Origin of the sequence: Paraburkholderia graminis (genome assembly GCF_003330785.1) — a bacterium.
In the GTDB taxonomy this organism is placed as follows: Bacteria; Pseudomonadota; Gammaproteobacteria; order Burkholderiales; family Burkholderiaceae; genus Paraburkholderia; species Paraburkholderia graminis.
Genome location: NZ_CP024934.1, coordinates 2867187 through 2891408, shown reverse-complemented (window position 1 = coordinate 2891408; position 24222 = coordinate 2867187). Strand labels below are relative to the sequence as shown.

The 24222-nt window shown below is 63.0% G+C and carries 23 protein-coding genes and 1 tRNA gene; 15 read left to right on the top strand and 9 right to left on the bottom strand.

Going from position 1 to position 24222, the window contains the following annotated elements; all coding sequences use genetic code 11:
* Positions 1–81: 81 nt before the first annotated feature.
* Positions 82–558, top strand: a complete 477-nt coding sequence (gene greA, locus CUJ91_RS12780; RefSeq protein WP_013340018.1) for a transcription elongation factor GreA — start codon at positions 82–84, stop codon at positions 556–558.
* Between the two features lie 20 nt (positions 559–578).
* Entirely contained in the window at positions 579–1091 is a 513-nt protein-coding gene (locus CUJ91_RS12775; protein WP_029967739.1) for a DUF4149 domain-containing protein, read from the top strand.
* 116 nt (positions 1092–1207) lie between these two features.
* Here the strand turns inward: CUJ91_RS12775 and CUJ91_RS12770 are convergent, their stop codons facing one another.
* Positions 1208–1735 carry a YhbY family RNA-binding protein gene (locus CUJ91_RS12770; RefSeq protein WP_029967738.1) on the bottom strand — a complete coding sequence of 176 codons (528 nt, stop codon included), beginning with the start codon at positions 1733–1735 and terminating at the stop codon, positions 1208–1210.
* A 213-nt stretch (positions 1736–1948) separates the two neighbouring features.
* On the opposite strand from CUJ91_RS12770, the gene CUJ91_RS12765 reads away from it, so the two are divergent.
* From CUJ91_RS12765 to phoR, 11 genes are all read left to right on the top strand, one after another.
* Positions 1949–2611, top strand: coding sequence for an RlmE family RNA methyltransferase (locus tag CUJ91_RS12765; RefSeq protein ID WP_006051982.1), 663 nt, complete (start codon positions 1949–1951; stop codon positions 2609–2611).
* Between the two features lie 134 nt (positions 2612–2745).
* A complete protein-coding gene (gene ftsH, locus CUJ91_RS12760; protein ID WP_006051983.1) occupies positions 2746–4635 on the top strand; it encodes an ATP-dependent zinc metalloprotease FtsH in 1890 nt (629 codons plus the stop codon).
* 82 nt (positions 4636–4717) lie between these two features.
* Positions 4718–5617 carry a dihydropteroate synthase gene (folP, locus tag CUJ91_RS12755; RefSeq protein ID WP_083803855.1) on the top strand — a complete coding sequence of 300 codons (900 nt, stop codon included), beginning with the start codon at positions 4718–4720 and terminating at the stop codon, positions 5615–5617.
* A gap of 26 nt (positions 5618–5643) precedes the next feature.
* Positions 5644–7002, top strand: coding sequence for a phosphoglucosamine mutase (gene glmM / locus CUJ91_RS12750; protein ID WP_029967735.1), 1359 nt, complete (start codon positions 5644–5646; stop codon positions 7000–7002).
* 552 nt (positions 7003–7554) lie between these two features.
* Positions 7555–8586, top strand: a complete 1032-nt coding sequence (pstS, locus tag CUJ91_RS12735; RefSeq protein ID WP_006051986.1) for a phosphate ABC transporter substrate-binding protein PstS — start codon at positions 7555–7557, stop codon at positions 8584–8586.
* Positions 8587–8790: 204 nt separating this feature from the next.
* Positions 8791–9792, top strand: a complete 1002-nt coding sequence (gene pstC, locus CUJ91_RS12730) for a phosphate ABC transporter permease PstC (RefSeq protein ID WP_029967734.1) — start codon at positions 8791–8793, stop codon at positions 9790–9792.
* Positions 9789–10685, top strand: a complete 897-nt coding sequence (pstA, locus tag CUJ91_RS12725; protein ID WP_006051988.1) for a phosphate ABC transporter permease PstA — start codon at positions 9789–9791, stop codon at positions 10683–10685. Before pstC ends, pstA begins: the two co-directional genes overlap by 4 nt.
* Before the next feature lie 17 nt (positions 10686–10702).
* Entirely contained in the window at positions 10703–11551 is an 849-nt protein-coding gene (gene pstB / locus CUJ91_RS12720; protein ID WP_006051989.1) for a phosphate ABC transporter ATP-binding protein PstB, read from the top strand.
* Positions 11552–11579: 28 nt separating this feature from the next.
* Complete coding sequence (phoU, locus tag CUJ91_RS12715) at positions 11580–12284, top strand: phosphate signaling complex protein PhoU (RefSeq protein ID WP_006051990.1); 705 nt, start codon at positions 11580–11582, stop codon at positions 12282–12284.
* 26 nt (positions 12285–12310) lie between these two features.
* A complete protein-coding gene (gene phoB / locus CUJ91_RS12710; protein ID WP_006051991.1) occupies positions 12311–13012 on the top strand; it encodes a phosphate regulon transcriptional regulator PhoB in 702 nt (233 codons plus the stop codon).
* Between the two features lie 70 nt (positions 13013–13082).
* Positions 13083–14396, top strand: a complete 1314-nt coding sequence (gene phoR / locus CUJ91_RS12705; RefSeq protein WP_006051992.1) for a phosphate regulon sensor histidine kinase PhoR — start codon at positions 13083–13085, stop codon at positions 14394–14396.
* Positions 14397–14481: 85 nt separating this feature from the next.
* On the opposite strand, the gene ppk1 is transcribed toward phoR, so the two are convergent.
* Positions 14482–16545, bottom strand: a complete 2064-nt coding sequence (ppk1, locus tag CUJ91_RS12700; RefSeq protein ID WP_006051993.1) for a polyphosphate kinase 1 — start codon at positions 16543–16545, stop codon at positions 14482–14484.
* 203 nt (positions 16546–16748) lie between these two features.
* On the opposite strand from ppk1, the gene ppx reads away from it, so the two are divergent.
* Positions 16749–18374, top strand: coding sequence for an exopolyphosphatase (gene ppx, locus CUJ91_RS12695; protein ID WP_053858535.1), 1626 nt, complete (start codon positions 16749–16751; stop codon positions 18372–18374).
* Between the two features lie 101 nt (positions 18375–18475).
* Here ppx and CUJ91_RS12690 read toward each other — a convergent pair whose 3' ends face one another.
* From CUJ91_RS12690 to CUJ91_RS34385, 5 genes are all read right to left on the bottom strand, one after another.
* Positions 18476–19288, bottom strand: coding sequence for a GNAT family N-acetyltransferase (locus tag CUJ91_RS12690; protein ID WP_006051995.1), 813 nt, complete (start codon positions 19286–19288; stop codon positions 18476–18478).
* Positions 19289–19549: 261 nt separating this feature from the next.
* Positions 19550–20008, bottom strand: a complete 459-nt coding sequence (locus CUJ91_RS12685; protein ID WP_006051996.1) for a SixA phosphatase family protein — start codon at positions 20006–20008, stop codon at positions 19550–19552.
* Positions 20009–20299: 291 nt separating this feature from the next.
* Positions 20300–20376: transfer RNA gene (locus tag CUJ91_RS12680), tRNA-Pro, on the bottom strand.
* 73 nt (positions 20377–20449) lie between these two features.
* Entirely contained in the window at positions 20450–20608 is a 159-nt protein-coding gene (locus CUJ91_RS12675; protein WP_006051997.1) for a DUF3309 family protein, read from the bottom strand.
* A gap of 358 nt (positions 20609–20966) precedes the next feature.
* Entirely contained in the window at positions 20967–21143 is a 177-nt protein-coding gene (locus tag CUJ91_RS34385) for a hypothetical protein (RefSeq protein ID WP_006051998.1), read from the bottom strand.
* 155 nt (positions 21144–21298) lie between these two features.
* On the opposite strand from CUJ91_RS34385, the gene CUJ91_RS34380 reads away from it, so the two are divergent.
* Positions 21299–21466, top strand: coding sequence for a hypothetical protein (locus CUJ91_RS34380; RefSeq protein WP_006051999.1), 168 nt, complete (start codon positions 21299–21301; stop codon positions 21464–21466).
* 492 nt (positions 21467–21958) lie between these two features.
* On the opposite strand, the gene CUJ91_RS12670 is transcribed toward CUJ91_RS34380, so the two are convergent.
* Together CUJ91_RS12670 and CUJ91_RS12665 are read right to left on the bottom strand one after the other, a co-directional pair.
* Positions 21959–23314 carry an MATE family efflux transporter gene (locus CUJ91_RS12670; protein ID WP_114156321.1) on the bottom strand — a complete coding sequence of 452 codons (1356 nt, stop codon included), beginning with the start codon at positions 23312–23314 and terminating at the stop codon, positions 21959–21961.
* Positions 23311–23619: a DUF2288 domain-containing protein gene (locus CUJ91_RS12665; protein WP_006052001.1), complete on the bottom strand. Its 309-nt coding sequence runs from the start codon at positions 23617–23619 to the stop codon at positions 23311–23313. Before CUJ91_RS12665 ends, CUJ91_RS12670 begins: the two co-directional genes overlap by 4 nt.
* Positions 23620–24222: the final 603 nt, after the last annotated feature.

Here is a 24222-nt window from a genome sequence, read left to right as displayed (position 1 = left end):
TCCCATCTGCCGCTTTAGCGCCAGATCCCAAAAAGGGCCGGGAGGGTTTGGAGCGGCCCGGCGTTTTTTCGAGAGTTGTTTATGAGCACTATTCCATTGACCAAGCGCGGCGCAGACATGCTGCGCGACGAATTGCAGCGGCTGAAATCGGTCGAGCGTCCCGCCGTGATCAACTCGATCGCGGAAGCGCGCGCGCAGGGCGATCTGTCCGAAAACGCGGAATACGATGCCGCGAAAGAGAAGCAGGGCTTTATCGAAGGCCGCATCGCCGAGATCGAATCGAAGCTGGCGGGCGCGCAGGTGATCGACCCGTCGCAAGTGGAGGCGGACGGCCGCGTGGTGTTCGGCGCGACCGTCGAACTGGAAGACCTGGACTCGGGCGCATCGGTCAAATATCAGATCGTCGGCGACGACGAAGCGGACATCGACCACGGCCTCATCTCCATCAGTTCCCCGATTGCGCGCGCGCTGATCGGAAAGTCCGAAGGCGATGTCGCGTCCGTGCAGGCGCCAGGCGGCGTGCGCGAGTACGAAATCATCGCGGTCAGCTACGTTTGAAGGCGACTCCGGTGTCACTGATGCCGCATCGAATCTTTCGTCTGCTGACGGTCGTGTGGGTCGGCAGTCTGCTGACTATCGGCTATGCAGTCGCGCCGGTGCTGTTCACGTCGCTCGACCGGTCGACGGCGGGCGCGGTGGCGGCGCAACTGTTTCGCATCGAAGGTGTGCTTGGCGCGGTCTGCGGCATTTTGCTGCTCGGTCTCGCCAACGTGGTGATCCGGCGCGGCGGCAACGCATACCGGCGCTTACGCTGGCTGGTGGCCGGCATGCTGGTCTGTGTGCTGGTCGGTTATTTCGCGTTGCAGCCCTTCATGAACGCGATGCGCGTGGCCGCGCTGGAAGCGGGCACGGACATCGCGCATTCCGCCTATGCGGCACGCTTCGGCATGCTGCACGGCGTTTCGAGCGTGTTCTACCTGATCGAAAGCCTGCTGGGCATTGTGCTCGTGTGGAAATTGCCCGTGGGCACGGGAGCCGGCGCCGCGCAGCAGGGCGCTCGCGACGATGTGTCCGGAAAAGTAGCGGGCTAGGAAGGCTGGCGGTTGCGGCAGGCGCCGCACGCAGCGCAGGCAAGGTGCAGCTCGCGCCGCACCGTTAATCCGCCTGCTTGTTTCAATCGATTATTTCAACTGCTTATTTCGACTGCTTATTTCGACTGATGCGCGCGCTTCGCGCTGGTTTGCCGCTTCTTCGCGCGCTTGATGTTGCCGCCTTGCGTGACGCGCTCGTTGCCGCGCACCAGCACGGCTTTCGCCTTCGGCTTGCGCATGGGCACTTCGCTCGGCTTCACGACCTTGACGACGCGCGGCGCGCGGCCTTTGCCGGGGTTGGCTTCGACAGCGGCTTCGCGGGCGCTCGGCAGTGCGCCGCGTTTGCCTTTTACCGCGGGTTGCGCGGCGGCTTCCGGCTTCCAGATGACCAGCAGCTTGCCGATATGCTGGATCGGCGCGGCGTTCAGCTTGTCGCAGATCTGTTCGTAAATCGCGATGCGCTCTTCGCGTTCGTCGCCGAACACGCGGATCTTGATCAGCTGATGAGCGGCGAGGTGGACCTTGATCTCGGCGAGCACGGCGTCGGTCAAACCTTCGGCGCCGACGAGCACGACCGGTTTGAGCGCATGTGCCTGGGAGCGCAACTCGGCGCGTTGGTCGGAAGAGACTTTGAGGGCGGGCATGTGAAGTGGGAGACTCGACTAAAATGGCGGCACCTGCGCTCCCCAGTCCGTCTTTCGGCGAATTGGAGCGGAACACGATTGGGACACTGCGGCAGGCGGCGCGTCAGGACAACAGAATCGCGGATAACTGCCAGTTTTCTGGCGGGAGCCGCGCGAATTAACCGCGTATTATCCGCTAAAGCGTGACATGACGCAGCAAGAGTTCAACGTTTAATGGCAAAAAACAAGTTTAATACGGCGTGGCTGCACGACCACATCAACGATCCCTACGTGAAAATGGCGCAGCGGGAAGGCTATCGCGCCCGCGCCGCCTACAAGCTGAAGGAAATCGATGAGCAGGACAAGCTGATCCGGCCGGGGCAGGTCATCGTCGATCTCGGTTCGACGCCGGGCAGTTGGAGCCAGTACGCGCGCAACAAACTGGCAAAAGGGTCGCAGCGCGACGCGGAACGTCAGGGCGGGATCGACGGCACGATCATCGCGCTCGATCTTCTGCCGATGGAACCCGTCGCCGACGTCCACTTCATTCAGGGCGACTTCCGCGAGGAAGCCGTGCTCGGCCAACTGGAAGAATTAGTCGGAGAGCGGCAAGTCGATCTTGTAATTTCGGATATGGCGCCCAACCTGTCGGGAGTGGCATTGGCGGATGCGGCGCGAATCGAGCATTTGTGCGATCTCGCGCTGGAATTTTCGCAAAATCACCTGAAACCGGATGGAGCCCTTTTAGTCAAATGCTTTCACGGCAGCGGTTACAGCCAGATTGTCGAAAAGTTCAAGCGCCAGTTCAAGGTGGTGGCTGCCCGCAAGCCCAAGGCTTCGCGGGACAAGTCGTCGGAAACGTTTATTTTGGGTAAGCATCTGAAAAGGCCCGCGTAGGGCGCCGCGTAGTCCCCGCCATGCTATTTCTGTGGTAGCGAAACCTTATGGCAGGGGTCTGCGGACTGGATTAGAATGCTTTCGTGGTGCCGCAAGGCAAATGTAGGCGCCCGTCTAAGTGAAGGAGTGGTGCTTTGAACAACAATATGTTTTCGAAGGCAGCAGTGTGGCTGGTTATCGCACTGGTGCTATTTACGGTGTTCAAGCAGTTCGACAAGCCCCGTGTCCAGGAAGGCGTTTCCTATTCGCAGTTCATGGACGACGCGAAGAACGGCAAAGTCAAGAACGTCATTGTCCAGGGGCGGAACCTCACGGTCACTCCAGCAGACGGCCAGAAGTACCAGATCGTGTCGCCGGGCGACATCTGGATGGTCGGCGATCTGATGAAGTACGGCGTTCAGGTAAGCGGCAAGGCTGACGACGAACCCAATGCGCTGGTTTCCGCGCTGTATTACCTCGGGCCGACGATCCTCATCATCGGTTTCTGGTTCTACATGATGCGACAGATGCAGGGAGGCGGGAAAGGCGGCGCCTTCTCGTTCGGCAAGTCGCGCGCGCGTCTGATCGACGAAAACAACAACGCAATCAATTTCACCGACGTCGCCGGTTGCGACGAAGCGAAGGAAGAAGTCTCCGAACTGGTCGATTTCCTGCGCGACCCGCAGAAGTTTCAGAAGCTCGGTGGCCGTATTCCGCGTGGCGTGCTGCTCGTCGGCCCACCGGGAACGGGTAAGACGCTGCTTGCTCGCGCCATCGCGGGCGAAGCGAAAGTGCCGTTCTTCAGCATTTCGGGTTCGGACTTCGTCGAAATGTTCGTCGGCGTCGGCGCGGCTCGTGTGCGCGACATGTTTGAGCAGGCGAAGAAGCACGCACCGTGCATCGTGTTCATCGACGAAATCGACGCGGTCGGCCGTCATCGCGGCGCCGGCATGGGCGGCGGTAACGACGAGCGCGAGCAGACGCTGAATCAGATGCTCGTCGAAATGGACGGCTTCGAGGCGAACTCCGGCGTGATCGTAATCGCCGCAACGAACCGTTCGGACGTGCTCGACAAGGCGCTGCTGCGTCCGGGCCGTTTCGACCGCCAGGTGTACGTCGGTCTGCCGGACATTCGCGGCCGCGAACACATCATGAAGGTTCACCTGCGCAAGGTGCCGATTTCGAACGACGTCGACGCCGCGGTCATCGCGCGCGGCACGCCGGGCTTTTCGGGCGCCGATCTGGCGAACCTCGTGAACGAAGCGGCATTGTTCGCGGCACGCCGCGGCAAGCGCATCGTCGAAATGACGGATTTCGAAGACGCGAAGGACAAGATCTTCATGGGTCCGGAGCGCAAGTCGGCCGTGATCCGCGAAGAGTCGAAGCGCGCTACGGCGTATCACGAGTCGGGCCACGCAGTCATCGCGAAGCTGCTGCCGAAGGCCGATCCGGTGCACAAGGTCACGATCATTCCGCGTGGCCGCGCATTGGGCGTCACGTGGCAGTTGCCGGAGCACGACAACGAAACGTACTCGAAAGACTATCTGCTTGACCGTCTTGCGATCCTGTTTGGCGGCCGCGTTGCGGAAGAGTTGTTCCTGAACCTGATCAGCACGGGCGCGTCGGACGACTTCAACAAGGCCACGCAAACCGCGCGCGCCATGGTCGCTCGCTTCGGCATGACCGACGCGTTGGGACCGATGGTCTACGTGGACGACGAAAACGACGCCACGCCGTTTGGTCGCGGCTTCACGCGCACCATTTCGGAAGCCACGCAGCAGAAGGTCGACGCGGAAATCCGCCGCGTGCTGGACGAGCAGTACAACCTCGCGAAGCGCCTGCTGGACGAAAACCGCGACAAGGTCGAGGCAATGACCGCCGCGCTGATGGAGTGGGAAACGATCGACGCCGATCAGATCAACGACATCATGGCAGGACGTCCGCCGCGCTCGCCGAAGAGCTCGCCGCCGTCGGCAAGCGACGCGTCGTCGGGCGGCAGCCCCGGTACCGAAGTCAAGCCGGGTAGCGCGACCGCGCCGGCCTGATCGGCTGGCAGTAGAAAGTGCGGGCCGGTGTGTTTCACACCGGCCCGTTTTGCATTTATCCGCCTATTCGACTTCACGCTACGTGTCTACCGCCGCTTTCTCTCCTTCCACCATCCCCGAGCCGTTGCAGTGCGGGCGGTTCAAGCTGAGCTTCGAACGCCCGTTGGTCATGGGCATCCTGAACGTCACGCCCGATTCTTTCTCCGACGGCGGCCAGTACGCGATGCGCGCCGATGCGTTGCGCCAGGCGGAGCGCATGATGCTCGAAGGCGCGGACATCATCGACATCGGCGGCGAATCGACGCGCCCCGGCGCGCCGCCGGTGCCGCTCGACGAAGAACTCGAGCGCGTGATACCGCTTATCGAGCAACTGCGTGGCGCCAACGTGCCGCTCTCGGTCGACACCTACAAGCCCGAAGTGATGCGGCATGCACTGAGCGCGGGCGCCGATCTGATCAACGACATCTGGGGCTTTCGCATGCCCGGTGCCGTGGATGCGGTGCGCGACAGCGACTGCGGCCTGTGCGTGATGCACATGCTGGGCGAGCCGCAGACCATGCAGCTCGGCGAGCCGGCTTACGGCGATGTCGTCGGCGAAGTCAGGCAGTTCCTCGAGGAACGAGTGGCCGTGCTTACGCAGGCGGGCATCGCGCGTGGCCGGATCAGCGTGGACCCCGGCTTTGGTTTCGGCAAGGCCGTGGTCGAGCACAATTACGCGCTGCTCGCGCGGCTCGCGGACACCGCGCCGCGGGCAGAGCCGCCGTATCCGATCCTCGCGGGCATGTCGCGCAAATCGATGATCGGCGCCGTCACGGGTCGCGCGGCGCCGGAGCGCGTCGCGGGCAGCATCGCCGCCGCGGTGTTGGCAGCGGAACGCGGCGCGGCAATCTTGCGCGTGCACGACGTCGCGCAAACAGTAGACGCATTGAAAGTCTGGGCAGCTCTGCGCGACGCGGCGAATGGCGCCGGCCCGCGCGGTTGAGCCCAAAGCAAGGAGGAATATAAAAGATGGCACGTCGTTATTTCGGCACGGACGGTATTCGGGGCAAGGTCGGCGAAGGGCCTATTACGCCGGAATTTGTATTGCGGCTCGGCTACGCAGCGGGCAAGGTGCTCGTCGGCGCGGACCGCTGGGCGCGCACGGGCACGCGGCCCACGGTGCTGATCGGTAAGGACACGCGGGTGTCGGGCTACATGCTCGAGGCCGCGCTCGAGGCGGGTTTCTCGGCGGCGGGCGTCGACGTGATGCTGGCGGGCCCGATGCCGACGCCGGGCATTGCGTATCTGACGCGCGCGCTGCGGCTCGCGGCCGGCGTCGTGATCAGCGCGTCGCACAATCCGTATTACGACAACGGCATCAAGTTCTTTTCCGCCGACGGCAACAAGCTGCCGGACGACGTCGAATCGCAGATCGAAGAGCACCTCGAGTTGCCGCTCGCCTGCGCGGCGTCGGAGCAACTCGGCAAGGCGCGGCGTCTCGACGACGCAGCGGGCCGCTACATCGAGTTTTGCAAGAGCACGTTTCCGGCCGCGTTCGATTTGCGCGGGCTGAAGCTGGTGGTCGATTGCGCGCACGGAGCCGCGTATGACGTCGCGCCGCACGTCTTTCACGAGCTGGGCGCCGAGGTCATTCCAATCGGCGTCGCGCCGAACGGCTTCAATATCAACGACGGCGTCGGCGCGACCGCGCCCGATGCGCTGGTGCGCGCGGTGCGGGCGAATCACGCGGACCTCGGCATCGCGCTCGACGGCGACGCCGACCGTCTGCAGGTCGTCGACGCGGCAGGCCGTCTCTATAACGGCGACGAACTGCTGTACGTGCTGGTGAAGGACCGCATCGCGACCGACGGCAAAGTGGAAGGCGCGGTCGGAACCTTGATGACCAATATGGCCGTCGAGGTCGCGTTGCAGGCGGCGGGCGTCAAGTTCGTGCGCGCGGCGGTCGGCGACCGCTATGTGCTCGAGCAGTTGCGCGAGCACGGCTGGCAGCTCGGCGCGGAGGGGTCCGGCCACATTCTGTCGCTCGACCGCCATTCGACGGGCGACGGCATCGTCTCCGCGCTTCTCGTGCTCGCCGCAATGAAGCGCAGCGACAGCACGCTCGCCGAACTGCTCGACGGCGTCACGCTGTTCCCGCAGAAGCTGATCAACGTGCGCATGAAGCCGGACGCCGACTGGAAGGGCAGCGACGCTATCCGGCGCGCGATTGCGAGCGCGGAAGACGCGCTCAATGGCCGCGGGCGCGTGCTGATTCGCGCGTCGGGCACGGAGCCGGTGCTGCGCGTGATGGTGGAGGCGGAGCACGTCGACGATGCGCTGCGGCACGCGGAAGCGATCGCGGCCGCGGTGAAGCAGGCGACGGCGTAAGCGGTCACTCACCTGCGGGCGTGGCGGCTGTGTGTCGCCCTGCTTGTCTGTAGGACCGTGGGCGTTTTCCGCCGCAGTTGCCTGACGGAACGCGCCCGCCAAACCGCATATCTGCCCTGGCTTAGGCGCGTCTGCGGATCTTTCTACTCATTCGCGGTCGCCGCGCTCGGCCGGTGCCCGTGCATTCGCCCACTGGCGTATCCGGAAGCCCGCAGCCGCCAGCGCAGCCGCGCCCACGCTGACACCCGCCACAACCACCGCACCCGCAGCCGCCACACCCGCCTCTCTGCCCCGGCGCAAGAGCGCCTTCCAGCCGGACCGTCCCGTCCTGGTCGCACCCGCAAACGTTCGCGCCCCATCTTTTTCGCCTAATCTCTACAAGGCACGGCCAAACCGCCGCCCGACCACCGATCTGCCCGCGCAAACGCCTTTCACATTAGTAACCCCACTGTCACACGCGTTTCACGGTTAGTCACGTTACTGTCACAAAGAGACCCTAAGCTTCGCGGTGTTCAGTTATCCGCTCACACCGCTCACACCTTGGAGGTTTCGATGAAATTGATGCAAACCGTGTTCGCTGGCGTCGCTGGCGCGTTCTTCGCGATGGCCGCAAACGCAGCAGACATCACCGGCGCGGGCAGCACCTTCGCAGCACCGATCTACACGAAGTGGGCCGACGCCTATCAGAAGTCCGGCGGCGGCAAGGTTAACTACCAGGGCATCGGCTCGTCGGGCGGCGTGAAGCAGATCATCGCCAAGACGGTCGATTTCGCCGGTTCCGACGCTCCGCTGAAGGACGACGAACTCGCGAAAGACGGCCTGTTCCAGTTCCCGACGGTGGTCGGCGGCGTGGTGCCGGTCGTCAACGTGCCGGGCGTGAAGCCGGCTGAACTGGTGCTGTCGGGCGAAGTGCTGGGCGACATCTATCTGGGCAAGATCAAGAAGTGGAACGATCCGGCGATCGTTGCACTGAACCCGAAGGTCAAGCTGCCGGACACGGACATCGCCGTGGTGCGCCGCGCCGACGGTTCGGGCACGAGCTTCATCTGGACGAACTACCTGTCGAAGGTCAACACGGAATGGAAGTCGAAGGTCGGTGAAGGTTCGACGGTCAACTGGCCGACGGGCACGGGCGGCAAGGGCAACGACGGCGTCGCGGCTTTCGTGCAACGCCTGCCGGGCGCAATCGGTTACGTCGAATGGGCGTACGCGAAGCAGAACCACATGACCTACGTCGCGCTGAAGAATTCGACGGGCACGGTGGTCGAGCCGAAGACGGACACGTTCAAGGCAGCGGCAGCGGGCGCGGACTGGTCGAAGTCGTTCTACCAGATCCTCACGAACGAGCCGGGCAAGAACGCGTGGCCGATCGTCGGCGCAACCTTCGTGCTGTTGCACACGACGCAGGAAAAGGCGCCGCAAGGCAGCGAAACCCTGAAGTTCTTCGACTGGGCGTTCAAGAACGGCACGCAGGCCGCGAACGATCTGGACTACATCTCGCTGCCGGAATCGGTCGTGTCGGAAATCAAGACGCAGTGGAAGTCGAAGGTGAAGGACGCTTCGGGCAAGCCGATCGCCGAGTAAGCACCGCCCCCGCAGTAATGGGCAACCGCTTCACGTAACACATTGGCCGTCCTCGCGTGAGGACGGCCAATGGCATTGACCGGCGCCGCTTTCATCGGCCGAACCCGGCGGGCGCCAGTGTCATCAGTGCATGTACGCACCACCTGCATCATCCGCCGCGCGACATACGTCGCATGGCAACTGGAAAAGGTCCATCAGGCTCTTATGTCCGACATCCAATTAGCGTCAGGCGCACCGGGAGCGACGCCGCCAGGCAGCGCCTCGCAGCAGAAAGCGCCCAGCCGCGCCGGCGACGTGATCTTCGGCGGCCTTGCGCGCCTCGCCGCCATCGTCACGCTGTTGCTGCTCGGCGGCATTATTGTGTCGCTCGTCGTCGCCTCCATGCCGTCGATCAGGCAGTTCGGCCTCAGCTTCCTGTGGAACGCCGAATGGGACCCGCCCAGCAAGCAGTTCGGCGCGCTGGTGCCGATCTACGGCACGATCGCCACGTCGATCATTGCACTCATCATCGCGGTGCCTGTGAGCTTCGGCATCGCGCTCTTTCTGACCGAACTCTCGCCCGCGTGGCTGCGCCGGCCGCTCGGCATCGCGATCGAACTGCTGGCCGCGATTCCGTCGATCGTCTACGGCATGTGGGGTCTGCTCGTGTTCGCACCGATCTTCGCGACGTGGTTCGAGAAGCCGCTCGGCGCGGTGCTGGGCGGCATTCCGGTGATCGGCGCGCTGTTCCAGGGCGCGCCCATCGGCATCGGCATTCTGTGCGCCGGCGTGATCCTCGCGATCATGATTATTCCGTACATCGCTTCGGTGATGCGCGACGTCTTCGAAGTCACGCCCGTGCTGCTGAAGGAATCGGCGTACGGCATCGGCTGCACGACGTGGGAAGTGATGTGGAAGATCGTGCTGCCCTTCACGAAGAGCGGAGTGATCGGCGGCGTGATGCTCGGCCTCGGCCGCGCGCTGGGCGAAACGATGGCCGTGACCTTCGTGATCGGCAATACGAATCTGCTCGACAACGTGTCGCTCTTTTCGCCGGGCAACAGCATTACGTCGGCGCTCGCCAATGAATTCGCCGAAGCCGATCCGGGCCTGCATACGTCGGCGCTGATGGAACTCGGCCTCATCCTCTTTGTGATTACCTTTATCGTGCTGGCGATTTCCAAGGTCATGCTGCTGCGTCTCGAGAAAGGGGAGGGCGCGAAATGAGCCGGACCACCTTGAACATGCCGGGTTCGAACGACGCGGCCGCGCTCGAAAAAATGCGCGTGCGTCTGCAAGGACGCCGCCGCCTGCAAAACGCGATCGCGTTGACGCTGTCGCTCGCGGCAATGGCCTTCGGTCTGCTGTGGCTGGTCTGGATTCTGTACACGACGCTGCGCCTCGGCATCGGCGGCTTGTCGGTCGAACTGTTCACGCAGTCCACGCCGCCGCCGAATACCGATGGCGGCGGTCTCGCCAACGCGATCGTCGGCAGCTTGATGCTGGTTGTGCTCGCAACATTCGTCGGCACGCCGATCGGCATTCTCGCCGGCGTCTATCTCGCGGAATATGGGCAGAAGGGCTGGCTCGCGAGCGTCACGCGCTTCATCAACGACATTCTGTTGTCGGCGCCGTCGATCGTCGTCGGTCTCTTCGTCTATGCGCTCGTCGTGGCGAAGATGGGCCACTTCAGCGGCTGGGCCGGCGTGTTCGCGCTCGCGCTGCTGCAGATTCCGATCGTGATCCGCACCACCGAAAACATGCTGAAACTCGTGCCGAACGCATTGCGTGAAGCGGCGTTCGCACTCGGCACGCCGAAGTGGAAGATGGTGCTGTCGATCACGCTGAAGGCGTCGATTGCGGGCATCGTCACCGGCGTGCTGCTCGCTGTTGCACGCATTGCAGGCGAAACCGCGCCGCTGCTTTTCACCGCGTTGTCGAACCAGTTTTTCTCGGCGGATATGAGCCAGCCGGTGGCCAATCTGCCGGTCACGATCTACAAGTTTGCGATGAGCCCGTTCGCGCAATGGCAATCGCTCGCGTGGGCCGGCGTCTTCCTGATCACGCTCGCGGTGCTCGGACTGAACATCCTCGCGCGCACGATCTTTTCGAACAAGTAAGGGCGGAGTGTAATCCGATGAACATGGCAGAAACTCAACTCAATCCGATCTCGCGTCCCACTGCGCCCGCCGGTTTCGATCCTGCACAAAGCGGCCAGGAGCCGTCGCCGTCGCGCCCGAAGATCGAGGTCAACGACCTGAACTTCTTCTACGGCAAGTATCACGCGCTGAAGAACATCAACCTGCAGATTCCCGAAGGCAAGGTGACCGCGTTCATCGGTCCGTCGGGCTGCGGAAAGTCGACGCTGCTGCGCACGTTCAACAAGATGTATGCGCTGTATCCGGAGCAACGCGCCGAAGGCGAGATCCTGATGGACGGCGAAAACCTGCTGACGTCCAAGCGCGATATTTCGCTGCTGCGCGCGCGCATCGGCATGGTGTTTCAGAAGCCGACGCCGTTCCCGATGTCGATCTACGACAACATCGCGTTCGGCGTGAAGATGTTCGAATCGCTGCCGCGCTCGGAAATGGACGACCGCGTCGAATGGGCGCTCACGAAGGCCGCGCTCTGGAACGAAGTGAAGGACAAGCTCGGCCAGAGCGGCTACGGTTTGTCGGGCGGCCAGCAGCAGCGTTTGTGCATCGCGCGCGGCATTGCGATCCGTCCTGAAGTGCTGCTGCTCGACGAGCCTTGCTCGGCGCTGGACCCGATTTCGACGGGCCGTATCGAAGAACTGATCGCCGAATTGAAGAGCGATTACACGGTCGTGATCGTCACGCACAACATGCAACAGGCGGCCCGCTGTTCGGACTACACTGCCTATATGTACCTGGGCGAACTGATCGAATTCGGCGACACCGAAAAGATCTTCATCAAGCCGGTCCGTAAAGAAACGGAAGACTACATTACAGGCCGCTTCGGCTAATTCGCCGGGCAAAACAACGGAGTACGACATGTCCGATAAACATTTGTCCAGCCAGTTCGACGCCGACCTGAACCTGGTTTCCTCGAAGGTGCTCGAAATGGGCGGCCTCGTCGAATCGCAGATCGTCAACGCGATGCAGGCGCTCAACGAATTCGACCTCGACATCGCCGAGCAGGTGATCGCCGCCGAAGAGCGCCTGAACAAGATGGAAGTGGAAATCGACGAGGAATGCAGCAACATCATCGCGCGCCGTCAGCCGGCCGCGCGTGACTTGCGTCTGTTGATCGCGATCTCGAAGACCATCACGAACCTCGAGCGCGCCGGCGACGAAGCCGAGAAAATCGCCAAGCGCACCAAGCGTCTGATGGAAGACGGCGCGTCGCGCACCATCAATATCGCCGAGATCAAATTGTCGGGCGAAATGGCGGTGTCGATTCTGCGCCGCGCGCTCGACGCGTTCGCGCGTCTCGACACGGTGGCCGCCGCGCAGATCGTGCGCGACGACAAGGCCATTGACGAAGAATTCCGCGCGTTCGTGCGCAAGCTGATTTCGTACATGACCGAAGACCCGCGTTCCATTTCGGTGGGCCTCGATTTTCTGTTCATTGCGAAGGCGATCGAACGGATCGGCGACCACGCGAAGAACATCGCCGAATTCATTATTTACATCGTGAAGGGCACGGACGTGCGGCACAAGTCGCGCGACGCGCTCGAACGCGAAGCGCTCAGTTAATCCAGAGATAAGGACCAGAGGTGCCGATGCCCAGCAGCATTCTCGTCATTGAAGATGAGCCCGCCATTTCCGAATTGATTTCGGTGAATCTTCAACACGCCGGACACTGCCCGATTCGCGCGTACAACGCGGAACAGGCGCAGAACCTGATCAGCGACGTACTGCCCGACCTCGTGCTGCTCGACTGGATGCTGCCGGGCAAGTCGGGCATTGCGTTCGCGCGCGACCTGCGCAACAACGAGCGCACGAAGCACATTCCGATCATCATGCTGACCGCGCGCGGCGACGAGCAGGACAAAGTGCTCGGCCTCGAAATCGGCGCGGACGACTACGTCACCAAACCGTTTTCGCCGAAGGAACTGATGGCGCGCATCAAGGCGGTGCTGCGCCGCCGCGCGCCGCAATTGACCGAAGACGTGGTCGCGATCAACGGGTTAAAACTCGATCCGGCGACGCATCGCGTGGCCGCGCATGCCGAAGGCAGCGAGATCAAGCTCGACCTCGGCCCGACCGAATTCCGTCTGCTGCACTTTTTCATGACGCACCCGGAGCGCGTGCACAGCCGCACGCAACTGCTCGATCAGGTGTGGGGCGATCACGTGTTCGTCGAAGAGCGTACCGTCGACGTGCATATCAAGCGTCTGCGCGCGGCGCTCAAGCCGGCAGGTTGCGATGCTATGATCGAGACGGTCCGCGGCAGCGGCTACCGCCTGGCCAAGAGCGCCTGATCTCAGCTTGATCCTGCGCGATCTCTTGCAGCGGCGGCGCGCACGCCGTTTTCTTCGATCGTTTTAGACCATGAACATCATCTGGGCGCGCTCCGTCGTTTCGATCGTGCTGCTCGCCATCCTGTGCGTGGTGGTCGGCGCATTAGTGAACGTGAAGGCGGCATTGATCCTCGCGGTCGTCATGCTGCTTTTGCAGAGCCTCTTCGGCACTTTCCATAAAGAGCGTTTGTGGCGTTTGCTCGACGCGCCGGTGTACGGCGAAGTGCCGAGCGCCCCCGGCATCTGGGGCGAAATCTACTACCGTTTGCATAAGCTCGCGAAGCGCTGGCATGCGCAGGTGCGCCAGGTCGAGCAGCAGCATTCGCGCTTCATTCAGGCTATTCAGGCGTCGCCGAACGGCGTCGCAATGCTCGACGATCACGATCAGATCGAGTGGTGCAATGCCATTTCCGAAGAACATTTCGGGCTCGACGCGAAGCGCGATTTGCGTCAGCACATCACGCATCTGGTGCGTCAGCCGGACTTCGTGCGCTATCTGAATTCGCATCAGTACGAGCAGATGCTGATCATGCGCGGCATGGGCGAGAAGCGGCAGAACGTGCTGTCCGTGCAGGTGTTTCCTTATGGCGAGAATCGCAAGCTGGTGCTGTCGCAAGACATCACCGAGCTCGAGCGCACCGACGCGATGCGCCGCGATTTCGTCGCCAACGTATCGCATGAACTGAAGACGCCGCTTACGGTTCTGTCGGGCTTTCTCGAAACGATGCGCGAGCTGCCGTTAAGCGAAGCGGAACGCGCGCGTTATCTGGAGCTGATGGAGCAGCAGGCGTCGCGCATGCGCCATATCGTGAACGATCTGCTGGTGCTCGCCAAACTCGAGGGCGACAACAAGCCGCCGAGCGATCAGATGATCGACATGCGCGCGGTGTTGCGGCATCTGCGCGACGACGCTGAAAGCCTGTCGAGCGACCACCACATCATCACATTCGAAGCGGACGAAGGGCTGACCGTGACGGGCGTCGAAACCGAACTTTTGAGCGCGTTCGGCAATCTCGTGACCAATGCGATTCGCTATACGCCCGACGGCGGCGCGATCAGGGTGAGCTGGCAGACGCAAGGCGGCGCCGCAGTGTTCTCGGTGACCGATAGCGGCCTCGGCATTCCGGCCGCGGACATTCCGCGGCTCACGGAGCGCTTTTATCGCGTGGACCGCAGCCGCTCGCGCGACACCGGCGGCACGGGCCTCGGACTCGCGATCGTCAAGCATGTGCTGCAACGGCACGACGCGCAGCTCGACGTGAAAAGCGAGGAAGGGCGGGGCAGTACGTTTAGCGTGAAGTTTCCGTTGTATCGCACGACGCGCCGGCAACCGGCGCATGCATAACAGCGCCCCTGTCAAAGACAAAGCCCGCTAACCAAGCGGGCTTTTTTTATGCATCAGCGCAGCCGCATGTGGCGGGTGCCAACACTCACGAGCAGAACTTCGCCAGCAGACTCATCTGCGCGTTGCGCGACGACTTGCCGGGCCGCCGCCGACGATAATGTCCGTCGCTTTGCATGAGCCACGCCGACTGATTGTCGCCGAGAAATGCGGACAGCCCCTCGGCGATCACGCGCCGCTTCAGCCGCCGGTTATTAACCGGGAACGACACTTCGACGCGGCGGAAGAAGTTGCGATCCATCCAGTCCGCACTCGACAGATACACCTGCTCGCGGCCGTCGTCGTAGAAATAATAGATGCGATGATGTTCGAGAAAGCGCCCGACAATCGAGCGCACCGTGATGTTCTCCGACAAACCCGGCACGCCCGGCTGCAACGAGCATACGCCGCGCACGATCAGATCGATCTTCACGCCCGCCTGCGACGCTTCGTACAACTCCGCGATCACCGTGGGTTCGAGCAACGCGTTCATCTTCGCGACGATGCGCGCCTTCTTGCCCGCACGCGCATGCTCGGCTTCGGCACGAATCGCCTCGACGAGTTTCGGATGCAGCGTGAACGGCGATTGCCACAACTCGTGCAGCTTCAGTTCGCCGCCAATGCCGGTGAGTTGCTGGAATACGTGATGCACGTCCTCGCAGATCTTCTGGTCCGCGGTCATCAGGCCGAAGTCGGTATAAAGACGCGCGGTGCGCGGATGATAGTTGCCGGTGCCGAGATGCACGTAACGCTTGAGCGTCGTCTTGCCGCCCACCGTCGCGCGCCGCACGATCAGCATCATCTTCGCGTGGCACTTGTGGCCGACCACGCCGTACACCACGTGCGCGCCGACCGCTTCGAGTTGCGAAGCCCAGTTGATATTCGTTTCTTCGTCGAAGCGCGCAAGCAGTTCGACCACGACCGTCACTTCCTTGCCGTTGCGCGCGGCTTGCATGAGCGCGTCCATTAACGGCGAATCGGTGCCCGTGCGGTAGATGGTCTGCTTGATCGCGACCACGTTCGGATCTTTAGCCGCCTGCAACAGCAACTCGAGCACCGGCTGAAAACTCTCATACGGATGATGCAGCAGCACGTCGCCCTGGTCGATCACGTCGAACATGCTCGCGGCATTCGCGATATGCGCGGGAATAGCCGGAATGTGCGGCACGAACTTGAGGTCCGGCCGATCGACCATCTCCGGCAACTGCATCAAACGCACGAGATTAACCGGACCGTCCGCGTAATAACAGTCCTTGTTCGAGAGGCTGCTCTCGTCGAGCAGACGCCGCACGACATGCGCGGGCGTTTCCGCCGATACTTCGAGCCGCACCGCATTGCCCAGATGCCGCGCAGGCAACTCGCCCTGCAGCGCGACACGCAGATTGGTGATTTCGTCTTCATCGACGAAGAGTTCGCTATTGCGCGTGATGCGAAACTGATTGCAGCTACGCACGACGAGATTCGGAAACAGCTCGCCGACAAAGCGTTGCAGCAGCGAGCTCAGCAGAACGAAACCATGCGGATAGCCCGACAGTTCCTGCGGCATGCGCACCAGCCGCGGCAACGCGCGCGGCGCCTGCACGATGCCCATCATCGCCTGACGGCCGAAGGCGTCCTTGCCTTCCAGTTCAACGACGAAGTTCAGGCTCTTGTTGAGCACGCGCGGAAACGGATGCGCCGGATCGAGGCCGATCGGCGTGAGCACCGGCAGCAGTTCGTCGAAGAAATAATTGCGCGCCCATTCGGTCTGCGCCTCGTTCCATGCTTCGGTGCCGTGAAAATAGATGCCTTCCGCTTCGAGCGCGGTAAGCACGGTGTCGTGCAACATCGTGTACTGCCGATGCACGAGCTTTTGCGCACGCTCGACCACAAGGTCGTACACATGCTGCAGCGACATGCCGTCCGGCGACAGTGCGCCTGGGTTGTCGCGCATCTGCTCCTGCAATCCGGCCATGCGGACTTCGAAGAATTCGTCGAGATTGCTACTGGTGATGCAGATGAAACGCAGGCGTTCGAGCAAAGGAACGGCGGGGTCGGCAGCTTGCGCCAACACGCGCTCGTTGAAACCCAGAATGCCCAGCTCGCGATTCAATAAGGGGTAGCGGATGGACATCGGCAGCGAGAATGGAATTTCGGGTATAGGGGCGGAAAGACGCTCGGAAATTCTCACAATATGATGACATTGTTATGACATTCTCAATGTTATAAATTCTACGCTGTCTTCCTCGCGTGTCGTCAAGCTGACGCAGTGAGTATGGGACCATGGGGCAACCCCATTTTCGCGAGGTGGACATCGTGAGCTCCGGTACGCTTAGAATGGCGTCTTTGAACAGCGCGGCCGGTCGCAAGGCGCCCGGAGCCTCGGGCGGAGGTTCCGCCTTGCTCACATCCACCGCTGCCGCGCTCGCGCGCATGGAGTCCGCATACCCGATGGTCAATACCCCACAACTCCTTGCCGCCGTCGATCTCGGTTCGAATAGCTTCCGGCTGATCGTCGGCCGCGTCGAGGAAACCGACGCCGGCAGCCAGATCTATCAGGTCGATGCGTTGCGCGAGCCGGTGCGGCTCGCCGCCGGATTGTCGCGCGACAAAATGCTCGACCGCGCGTCGCAGGTGCGCGGCTGGGACGCGCTGAAACGCTTCGGCGAGCGGCTGCGCGACTTTCATCCCGATCACGTGCGCGCCGTCGCAACCAACACGCTGCGCATCGCGAAGAATGCCGGCGAATTCCTCGGCGAGGCGCAAGCGGCGCTCGGCTTCCCGATCGAAGTGATCGCGGGCCGCGAGGAAGCGCGGCTGATTTACGCCGGCGCTGCGCACTCGGTGCCGGCGAGTGCGGGCAAGCGGCTCGTGGTGGATATCGGCGGCGGGTCGACGGAGTTCATCATCGGTTCGCATTACACGCCGATCAAGATGGAGAGCCTGTATATCGGCTGCGTGAGCCATAGCCGCACGTTTTTCCCGGCAGGCAACGTCGACGAATACACGATGCGTCAGGCCGAACTCGCCGCGGGCCGGGAAATCCAGATCATTTCGTCCGAATACAAGAAGACGGGTTGGGAGCAGGCCATTGGTTCGTCGGGCACCGCGCGCGCGCTCGCCGAACTGGTCGAGGCAAACGGCTTCAACGATGCAGGTGTCACGCACGGCATTTCGCGCGGCGGCCTCGAGCGCCTGAAGCGCGCGCTGATCAAGGCGGAGAACGTCAACCGGCTGAAGCTCGTCGCGCTGAAGGGCGACCGCATTCCGGTGCTGGCCGGCGGTCTGTCGATCATGATCGCGGTGTTCGACGAACTGGGCGTCGATTACGTCGATACGACGGACGGCGCATTGCGTCTTGGCGTGCTCTACGACCTGCTCGGCCGTTCCCAGCACGAAGACATGCGCACGGTCACCGTCGAAGGCTTCATGCGCCGCTATGGCGTGGATCGCGCGCAGGCGGGGCGCATCGGCGAGCTTGCCGTGCGCTTCTACGATCAGTTCGACGAACCGGACGAAGAACGTCGCGTCGAGAATCGCATGTTCCTCGGCTGGGCGGCGGCGCTGCATGAGATCGGCTTGTCGATCTCGCACAGCGCGTATCACAAGCATTCGGCGTACATCGCGAGCAACGCGGACATGCCCGGCTTTTCGCGCACCGACCAGGCGCGGCTCGCGGCGCTCGTACTCGGTCACGCGGGCAAGCTCGGCAAGCTGTCGCAAACGCGCGAGGTCGAGTGGCCGCTGCTGTTCTGCTTGCGGCTCGCGGCGCTGTTGTGCCGACGGCGCGCGGATGTGGGTCTGCCTGGCATCTCGGTCGCGCAGGCTAACGGCGGTTATGAAGTGCGTTTACCGAATGAGTGGGTCGCTAATAATCCGCTGACCGACTACAGCCTGATCCAGGAAGCCGCGGAGTGGGAAAAGGTTGGGATTCCGTATCGAGTGGTTTATACGGACGAGTGACGCGTCCGTTTTTTGTTTTGCCAGCCTTTGGCAGAACACACAGCAGATGAAGAAAAGCCCGGTTTTTACCGGGCTTTTCTGTCCATGCGGAGGTTGTGCGCTCAGCGCGGCATGGCATCGCCGAGGAAGTGCCGCGCGTAGCGCGCATTGATGTCGGACAGGCGGAACAGCGTCAGGAAATCGGCCGTGTTGAAGTCGGGGTCCCATGCCGGCGCACCGCAAATTTTCGCGCCGAGACGCAGATAGCCTTTGACGAGCGGCGGCGGCGCCACGTTGGCGCCGGTTTGCAGTTCGTCGACGGGCAACGGCGTGTGGGGAAACGCGCGATATTCGGGCGCGGTCAGCGCGCTGTCGCGCAGCGAGCAATACAGGTTCGCGGCGTAGTGGCCGCCGTCGACCATCGCGACGCTCGCGCAGCCGAGCATCGTCTCGTAGCCGTTGTGCTGCATGTAAGCCGCAAGACCCGCCCACAGCGACATGATGACCGAGCCGCTGCGATAGTCGGGATGCACGCACGAGCGGCCCACTTCGACCATCTTCGCGCGCAGGTGCGTGAGACGCGAGACGTCGAACTCGCTTTCCGCGTACAGACGTCCGATGCGCGCCGCCTGGTGCGGCGGCAATGCGCGATACGTGCCGACCACCTTCAGCGTGTCGAGATCGCGCACCAGCAGGTGATCGCAGTACGGATCGAACGAATCCACGTCGAGACCGGCGGGACCGGAAAGGCGTGCGCCCATTTCATCGGCGAACACACGGTAACGCAGACGCTGCGCCTCGCGGAGTTCTTCGTCGGTGCGAGCCCACGTGACTCGCAGCCGATGCTGCGCGGTAACCGTCTCTTCAGCGCGCGGCAGGCGGCGGGACTCGAAGATCGAAGCGAGGGGCAGGGTAGGCGTCGGCAGTTCTCGCATTGGGCGTCCTGGTCGAAAAAAGGATGAGTCTTTTTTCGCCAATGTAGTAACGCGTGGTGACGCTCGCATGGCAAAGCTGTGACGATTGGATGACTGCCTGTAAGGAGCAGTGGAGGAATCGTGCGGGGAGGCGGTTTGTGAGGCGCTCCTTGAGGCGCATGCGCGTTTTATGTGCTGCGGTGCTGCCGCTGCGGTCTTTGCGGTTTGCGGTTTGCGGCTTGCGGTTTGCGGCCGCGGTTTGCGCGCGGCCTGTGAACTGGTTCAGACCAGCTCGGGCGTGATGGCCGCGTGCAGCACCGCCTGATCGTCGCCGTGGCGCTCGCGGCTCGCGATCCACCATAGGCCGGCTTTCTTGATGGGCCAGCTTGCGTCGCTGCTCGCGAGCAGTCTCGCGGCGACGTGGCCGAGCGTCGGCTGATGACCGACGATCACCACCGTTTCGGCGATGCCTTTCGGCCAGCCGGCGGCGGTCAGCACATCGAGCGCACTGGCATTCGGCGCGAGTTCGCGCACGACGCGGTACTGGTCGCTCAGCGTCTCCGCGGTCTGGATGGTGCGCACGGCGGGGCTCGCGAGGATCACGGCGTCGTCGGGCAGGCGCGTGCGCAGCCACTTCGCGACGTTTTGCGCCTGCTTGCGGCCACGCGTGGTCAGCGCGCGGGCGAGATCCGTGGAGGCGTAGTCTTCGGCTTCGGCGTGACGCCAGAGAATCAGATTCATGCGGGCTCCTTTTCTCGAGTCTGAGTGCGGCGAGGGGGCGCGGAGGGGCGAGTTTGGCGGTGTGCTCTGTCCGTGTCCACTGTCGCATGCGGGTGCGGCGGGTTGCAAGGCGGGTAAGGCGGCTTGCCTTGTCACCTCGTCTCGTCTCGTTGCTCGCGTCGAGCGTTCGAATGTCTTACTAGCAGATCGCGGTCCTGAATGCCGCCGGCGGCGGACGCCCAAAAGCAAAAACCCGCGAAGCCGAAGGCTACGCGGGTTCTGTGATGCGCTTATTGCTTGATGCCAATTTCGTGGTCGGAGCGAAAGGATTCGAACCTTCGACCCTCTGATCCCAAATCAGATGCGCTACCAGGCTGCGCTACGCTCCGACGAATCCGAGATTCTACGTGGCTTTAGGTGCCAGAGTCAATCGCGAATTGCGTCGGAGCAAAGTTAGCCGCGTCATATGCGCCCGAGCACCAGCAACACGATGACGATGATCAGCACGACGCCGAGCACGCCGGTCGGGCGGTAGCCCCAACCGCTGCTATACGGCCAGGTCGGCAGCGCACCGATCAGCAGCAGGATAAGCACGATGAGCAGGATGGTTCCGATCGTCATTTGAGTTCTCCCTCTCGGCCCGAAAGGGTGCTGGGCCGCAGTCTGGTTGATCCGGCGCACATTGCTTGCCGCGACAGGCGACGCGCAACGCACGCGCTCCTTGCAGCCTGCGAATCAGCAACGCGCGTGCCCAGGGAGTTGTCGAGGAGGGGGCGAGGGGCGACGAGGGGCGACGGTAGAGCGACGAGCAAGAGCGCCGCTTGGCGCGCATGGCCACGCGGACGAGATCACTCGACGATCAGCAGCGGATCGGGCGCCAGCTCCAGCGAACGCCTTCAAGAAACAAAATCACGCGAACAAAACGACACCGTCCCGCGAGCGCGGGCTCATCTGCAAACGACCGGCGCCAGCCGCGGTTTCAATGCCGGCGACGCATCCAATGCGGCATATGCGGATGCTGATGACTTATCCAGTGATGCAGCATGCCTTCGCCATGTTCGCGTCGATAGGTTCTCGATTCGAAGATGGACAGTGCCAGCAGCACCGCGAGGCCTACTCCGAGTCCGACCAGACCGGCGATCGATTCAGCGTCCATGGCAGTCTCCTTTCACGTTCGGCTGTGACTTTATAGTAGGTCAAGCATCGCGAAATGGCAGAGGCGGCTGCGCGTGCGGCGTCATGGAATGCGCGTTGCGGGTAGACCTCCGCGCTCCCGTCGTGCACACCTTTTCGTTAGAGAGATTAGCGTCTATGTTCCGCGTTTCGATGATTGCATTGCTGCTCGCCGCCGGTGTCGCCGGCTGTGCGGATGGACCGTCCGCCCATCACGCCGGCCCGCCGCAGGACCCCGCCGATTATCACGGCGTGCCCACCGACACCCACCCGCCCGCGATGGTGCCCGCGCCCGTCGCGCGTTGAGCCTGAGTTGAGTGTTCGTTGAGTTTGCGTCTGCGATAAAGCGAAGCGTCGATGCGGGCACACCGGCGCTTCTGACCCACGCACACTGTTTGCGCGGAATGCGAGGGCTGCAGGCATTCTAGAGCCGCGTCCCCGCGGGATATGTGTGCGCTTGTTTCAAGGCGTAACGGGGAAGCGACGCGGCGAGGCCAGGCGAGTTACGGGCGAGCGGCGACGCAACGACGACCAAACCGCGAGGCAACTGCGGCACAGAGTCGATCCGCATTTGGTGGGCGACGCAACGACGACGCAACCGCGAGACGACCACGCAACCGCGCAGCAACCACGAGGAGGATGAGGTGACGACGACGCCACCGCGGCAACGCAACCGCGCCATACGAGAGCGCCGTACGACCACAGTACCAGCACACGAATCTCGAACTCGACCAGCGCTTCCAAACCCAACCGCGGGCGACGGCGGAACGCAACGCCCAATCGCCAGAGAAAACGCCCCTACACCCCCGCCCCCCCGACCCCACGCACCAGCCCCGGCAAATACCGCCCGAGCGTCACACCGCGCGCGGCCATGAAGACGAGCATCGCGGCCCACAGTCCGTGGTTGCCGCACAGCGCGAGCAGCGGCCACGACGCGCCGACGAAAACCGCGAACGACACGATCATCGACGTCATCAGTTCGCGCGTCCGCGTCGCGCCGATAAACACGCCGTCGAGCACATAACCCGCCACCGACACCACCGGCGAAAGCGCCGCCCACGGCAGATACAGCTCGGCCGTGGCGCGCACGCTGGCCTGATCGGTGAGACCTTCGACGATCCACGAACCCGCGCCCGCATACACCAGCGCGAAGCCGCACGCGCCGAGCGCCGACCACAGCGCCGTCACCTTGACCGCCTGCACGAACGCATGCCGGTCGCGCGCGCCGATCGCCGCACCGACGAGCGCCTCGGCCGCGTGCGCGAAACCATCGAGCGCATAAGCCATGAAGGTCTGAAAATTCAGCAGCAGCGCATTGGCGGCGAGCGTCGCGTCGCCTTGCCGCGCGCCGAGATGCGCAAACCATCCGAACGACAGCAGCAAACACAGCGTGCGCACGAAGATGTCGCGATTGAGCACGACGAGCCGCCGCAGCGCCGCAGTGTCAAAAAGCGCGTGGCGGTTCAGTGCAGGCAGGCCGCGCGGCCTGCCATGCCACAGCAGCGCCGCGCCGAGCACGAAGCCGAGCGCGTCCGCGGTGGCGGTGGCCGCGCCGATTCCGGCGACACCCCAATCGAACGCATGCACGTACACGAAGACGGCGACAATGTTCACACCGTTGATGAATACCTGCGACAGCAACGCGAGCCGCACGCGCTGCGTCCCGAGCAGCCAGCCAAGCACCACGTAGTTGCCGAGCGCGAGCGGCGCGGCCCAGATGCGCGCATGGCAGTAAAGCCGCGCGTTGCGCTGCACGGCCTCGCTGCCGCCGATGGCGCGCAGCGCGTAATCGATGAGCGGCGCTTGCAGCGCGAGCACCGCCGCGCCGATCAGAACCGCGAGCAACAGCGCGCGCACGACGTTATCGCGTAGCCCCGCATCGTCGCGGGCGCCGTGCGACTGCGCGACGAGGCCCGTCGTGCCCATGCGCAGAAAGCCGAAACCCCAGAACACGAAGTTGAAAAACAGTCCGCCGAGCGCGACGCCGCCCAGATACGACGCGCCGTCCAGGTGTCCGGCGACGGCGGTATCGACGGCGCCGAGAATCGGCTGCGTCAAATTCGCGAGGACGATCGGAAACGCAAGCGCAAGCACGCGGCGGTGCCAGCGCACCGGCGGCGCGGACGCGGGCACCGGCTGCGCGGCTTCCCTCAATGGCGTTCCTGCACGCACACCCACGGCGACACGACCACGGCCCACAGGTCAGGATCGCGCGCGGCGAAGTCGGCGGCGGTTTCCGCTTGCACACGCTCGACCAGTCCGGACGACAGCCATTGCGTGACCTGCGTGGTGTCGTCGCTGGCGATGGCTTCGGCCACGCTCACCAGATCGAGGTCGCTCGCGACGCGGAGCAGCATGCCGCGCGCAAAAAAGCGTTCCAGCTCCGGCCAGCCGATTTTCGCGGTTTCGGCGAGCAGTTTGGTGTACAGAGGGCTGTGGGTCGCGTCGTTGGAAGTCATCGTAAGCGGGGTTCTGGCGGGGGTCGATACTATAAACCATCGGCGCGGGCAGCCTGCGCGGCGCGCAGCGTTCCGCGGCGCCGGGCCGTTGGGCAGTGATTCGATTCTGAACCTTCATGTCGCGCGGTTCAACGGCGCGAGCGGCTCATAAAAACCATTGCCGCGCGGACGGATTATGACTTTCGGCCGACTTGTGCAGCGACGCTCAAACGATTAACATCTGATTATTAATTATGAGCAGACGATTTTAATCAGCCGGTTCTTTCTGTCTATTTAAAGTTGGGATATTTCGCCAATTGCGAACTTCTGCGGAGGATATTCGGTCGGCACAGGCGCGGTCAATCAAGCTAGTTAATAGAAACGGTGCGGTGGCGCACTAAGCGCTTTTCGCGGCACTGCCCGATGAGATCACGTCCGGCGTGTCCGCTCAACATCGCTGTAAAACTTTCCTCAGCCCAATACGCGGGGCCCGGCACGAGCATTGCTCCATGCGGGTCTCGGGCGCATTAGGCAAATTAGCTTATGAATTAAAGAGCCCGTTGATCAACAGATAAGAGCCCCGTGCACGCCTTTTATTCACCGAGTTTTGCGTTCACATAATGC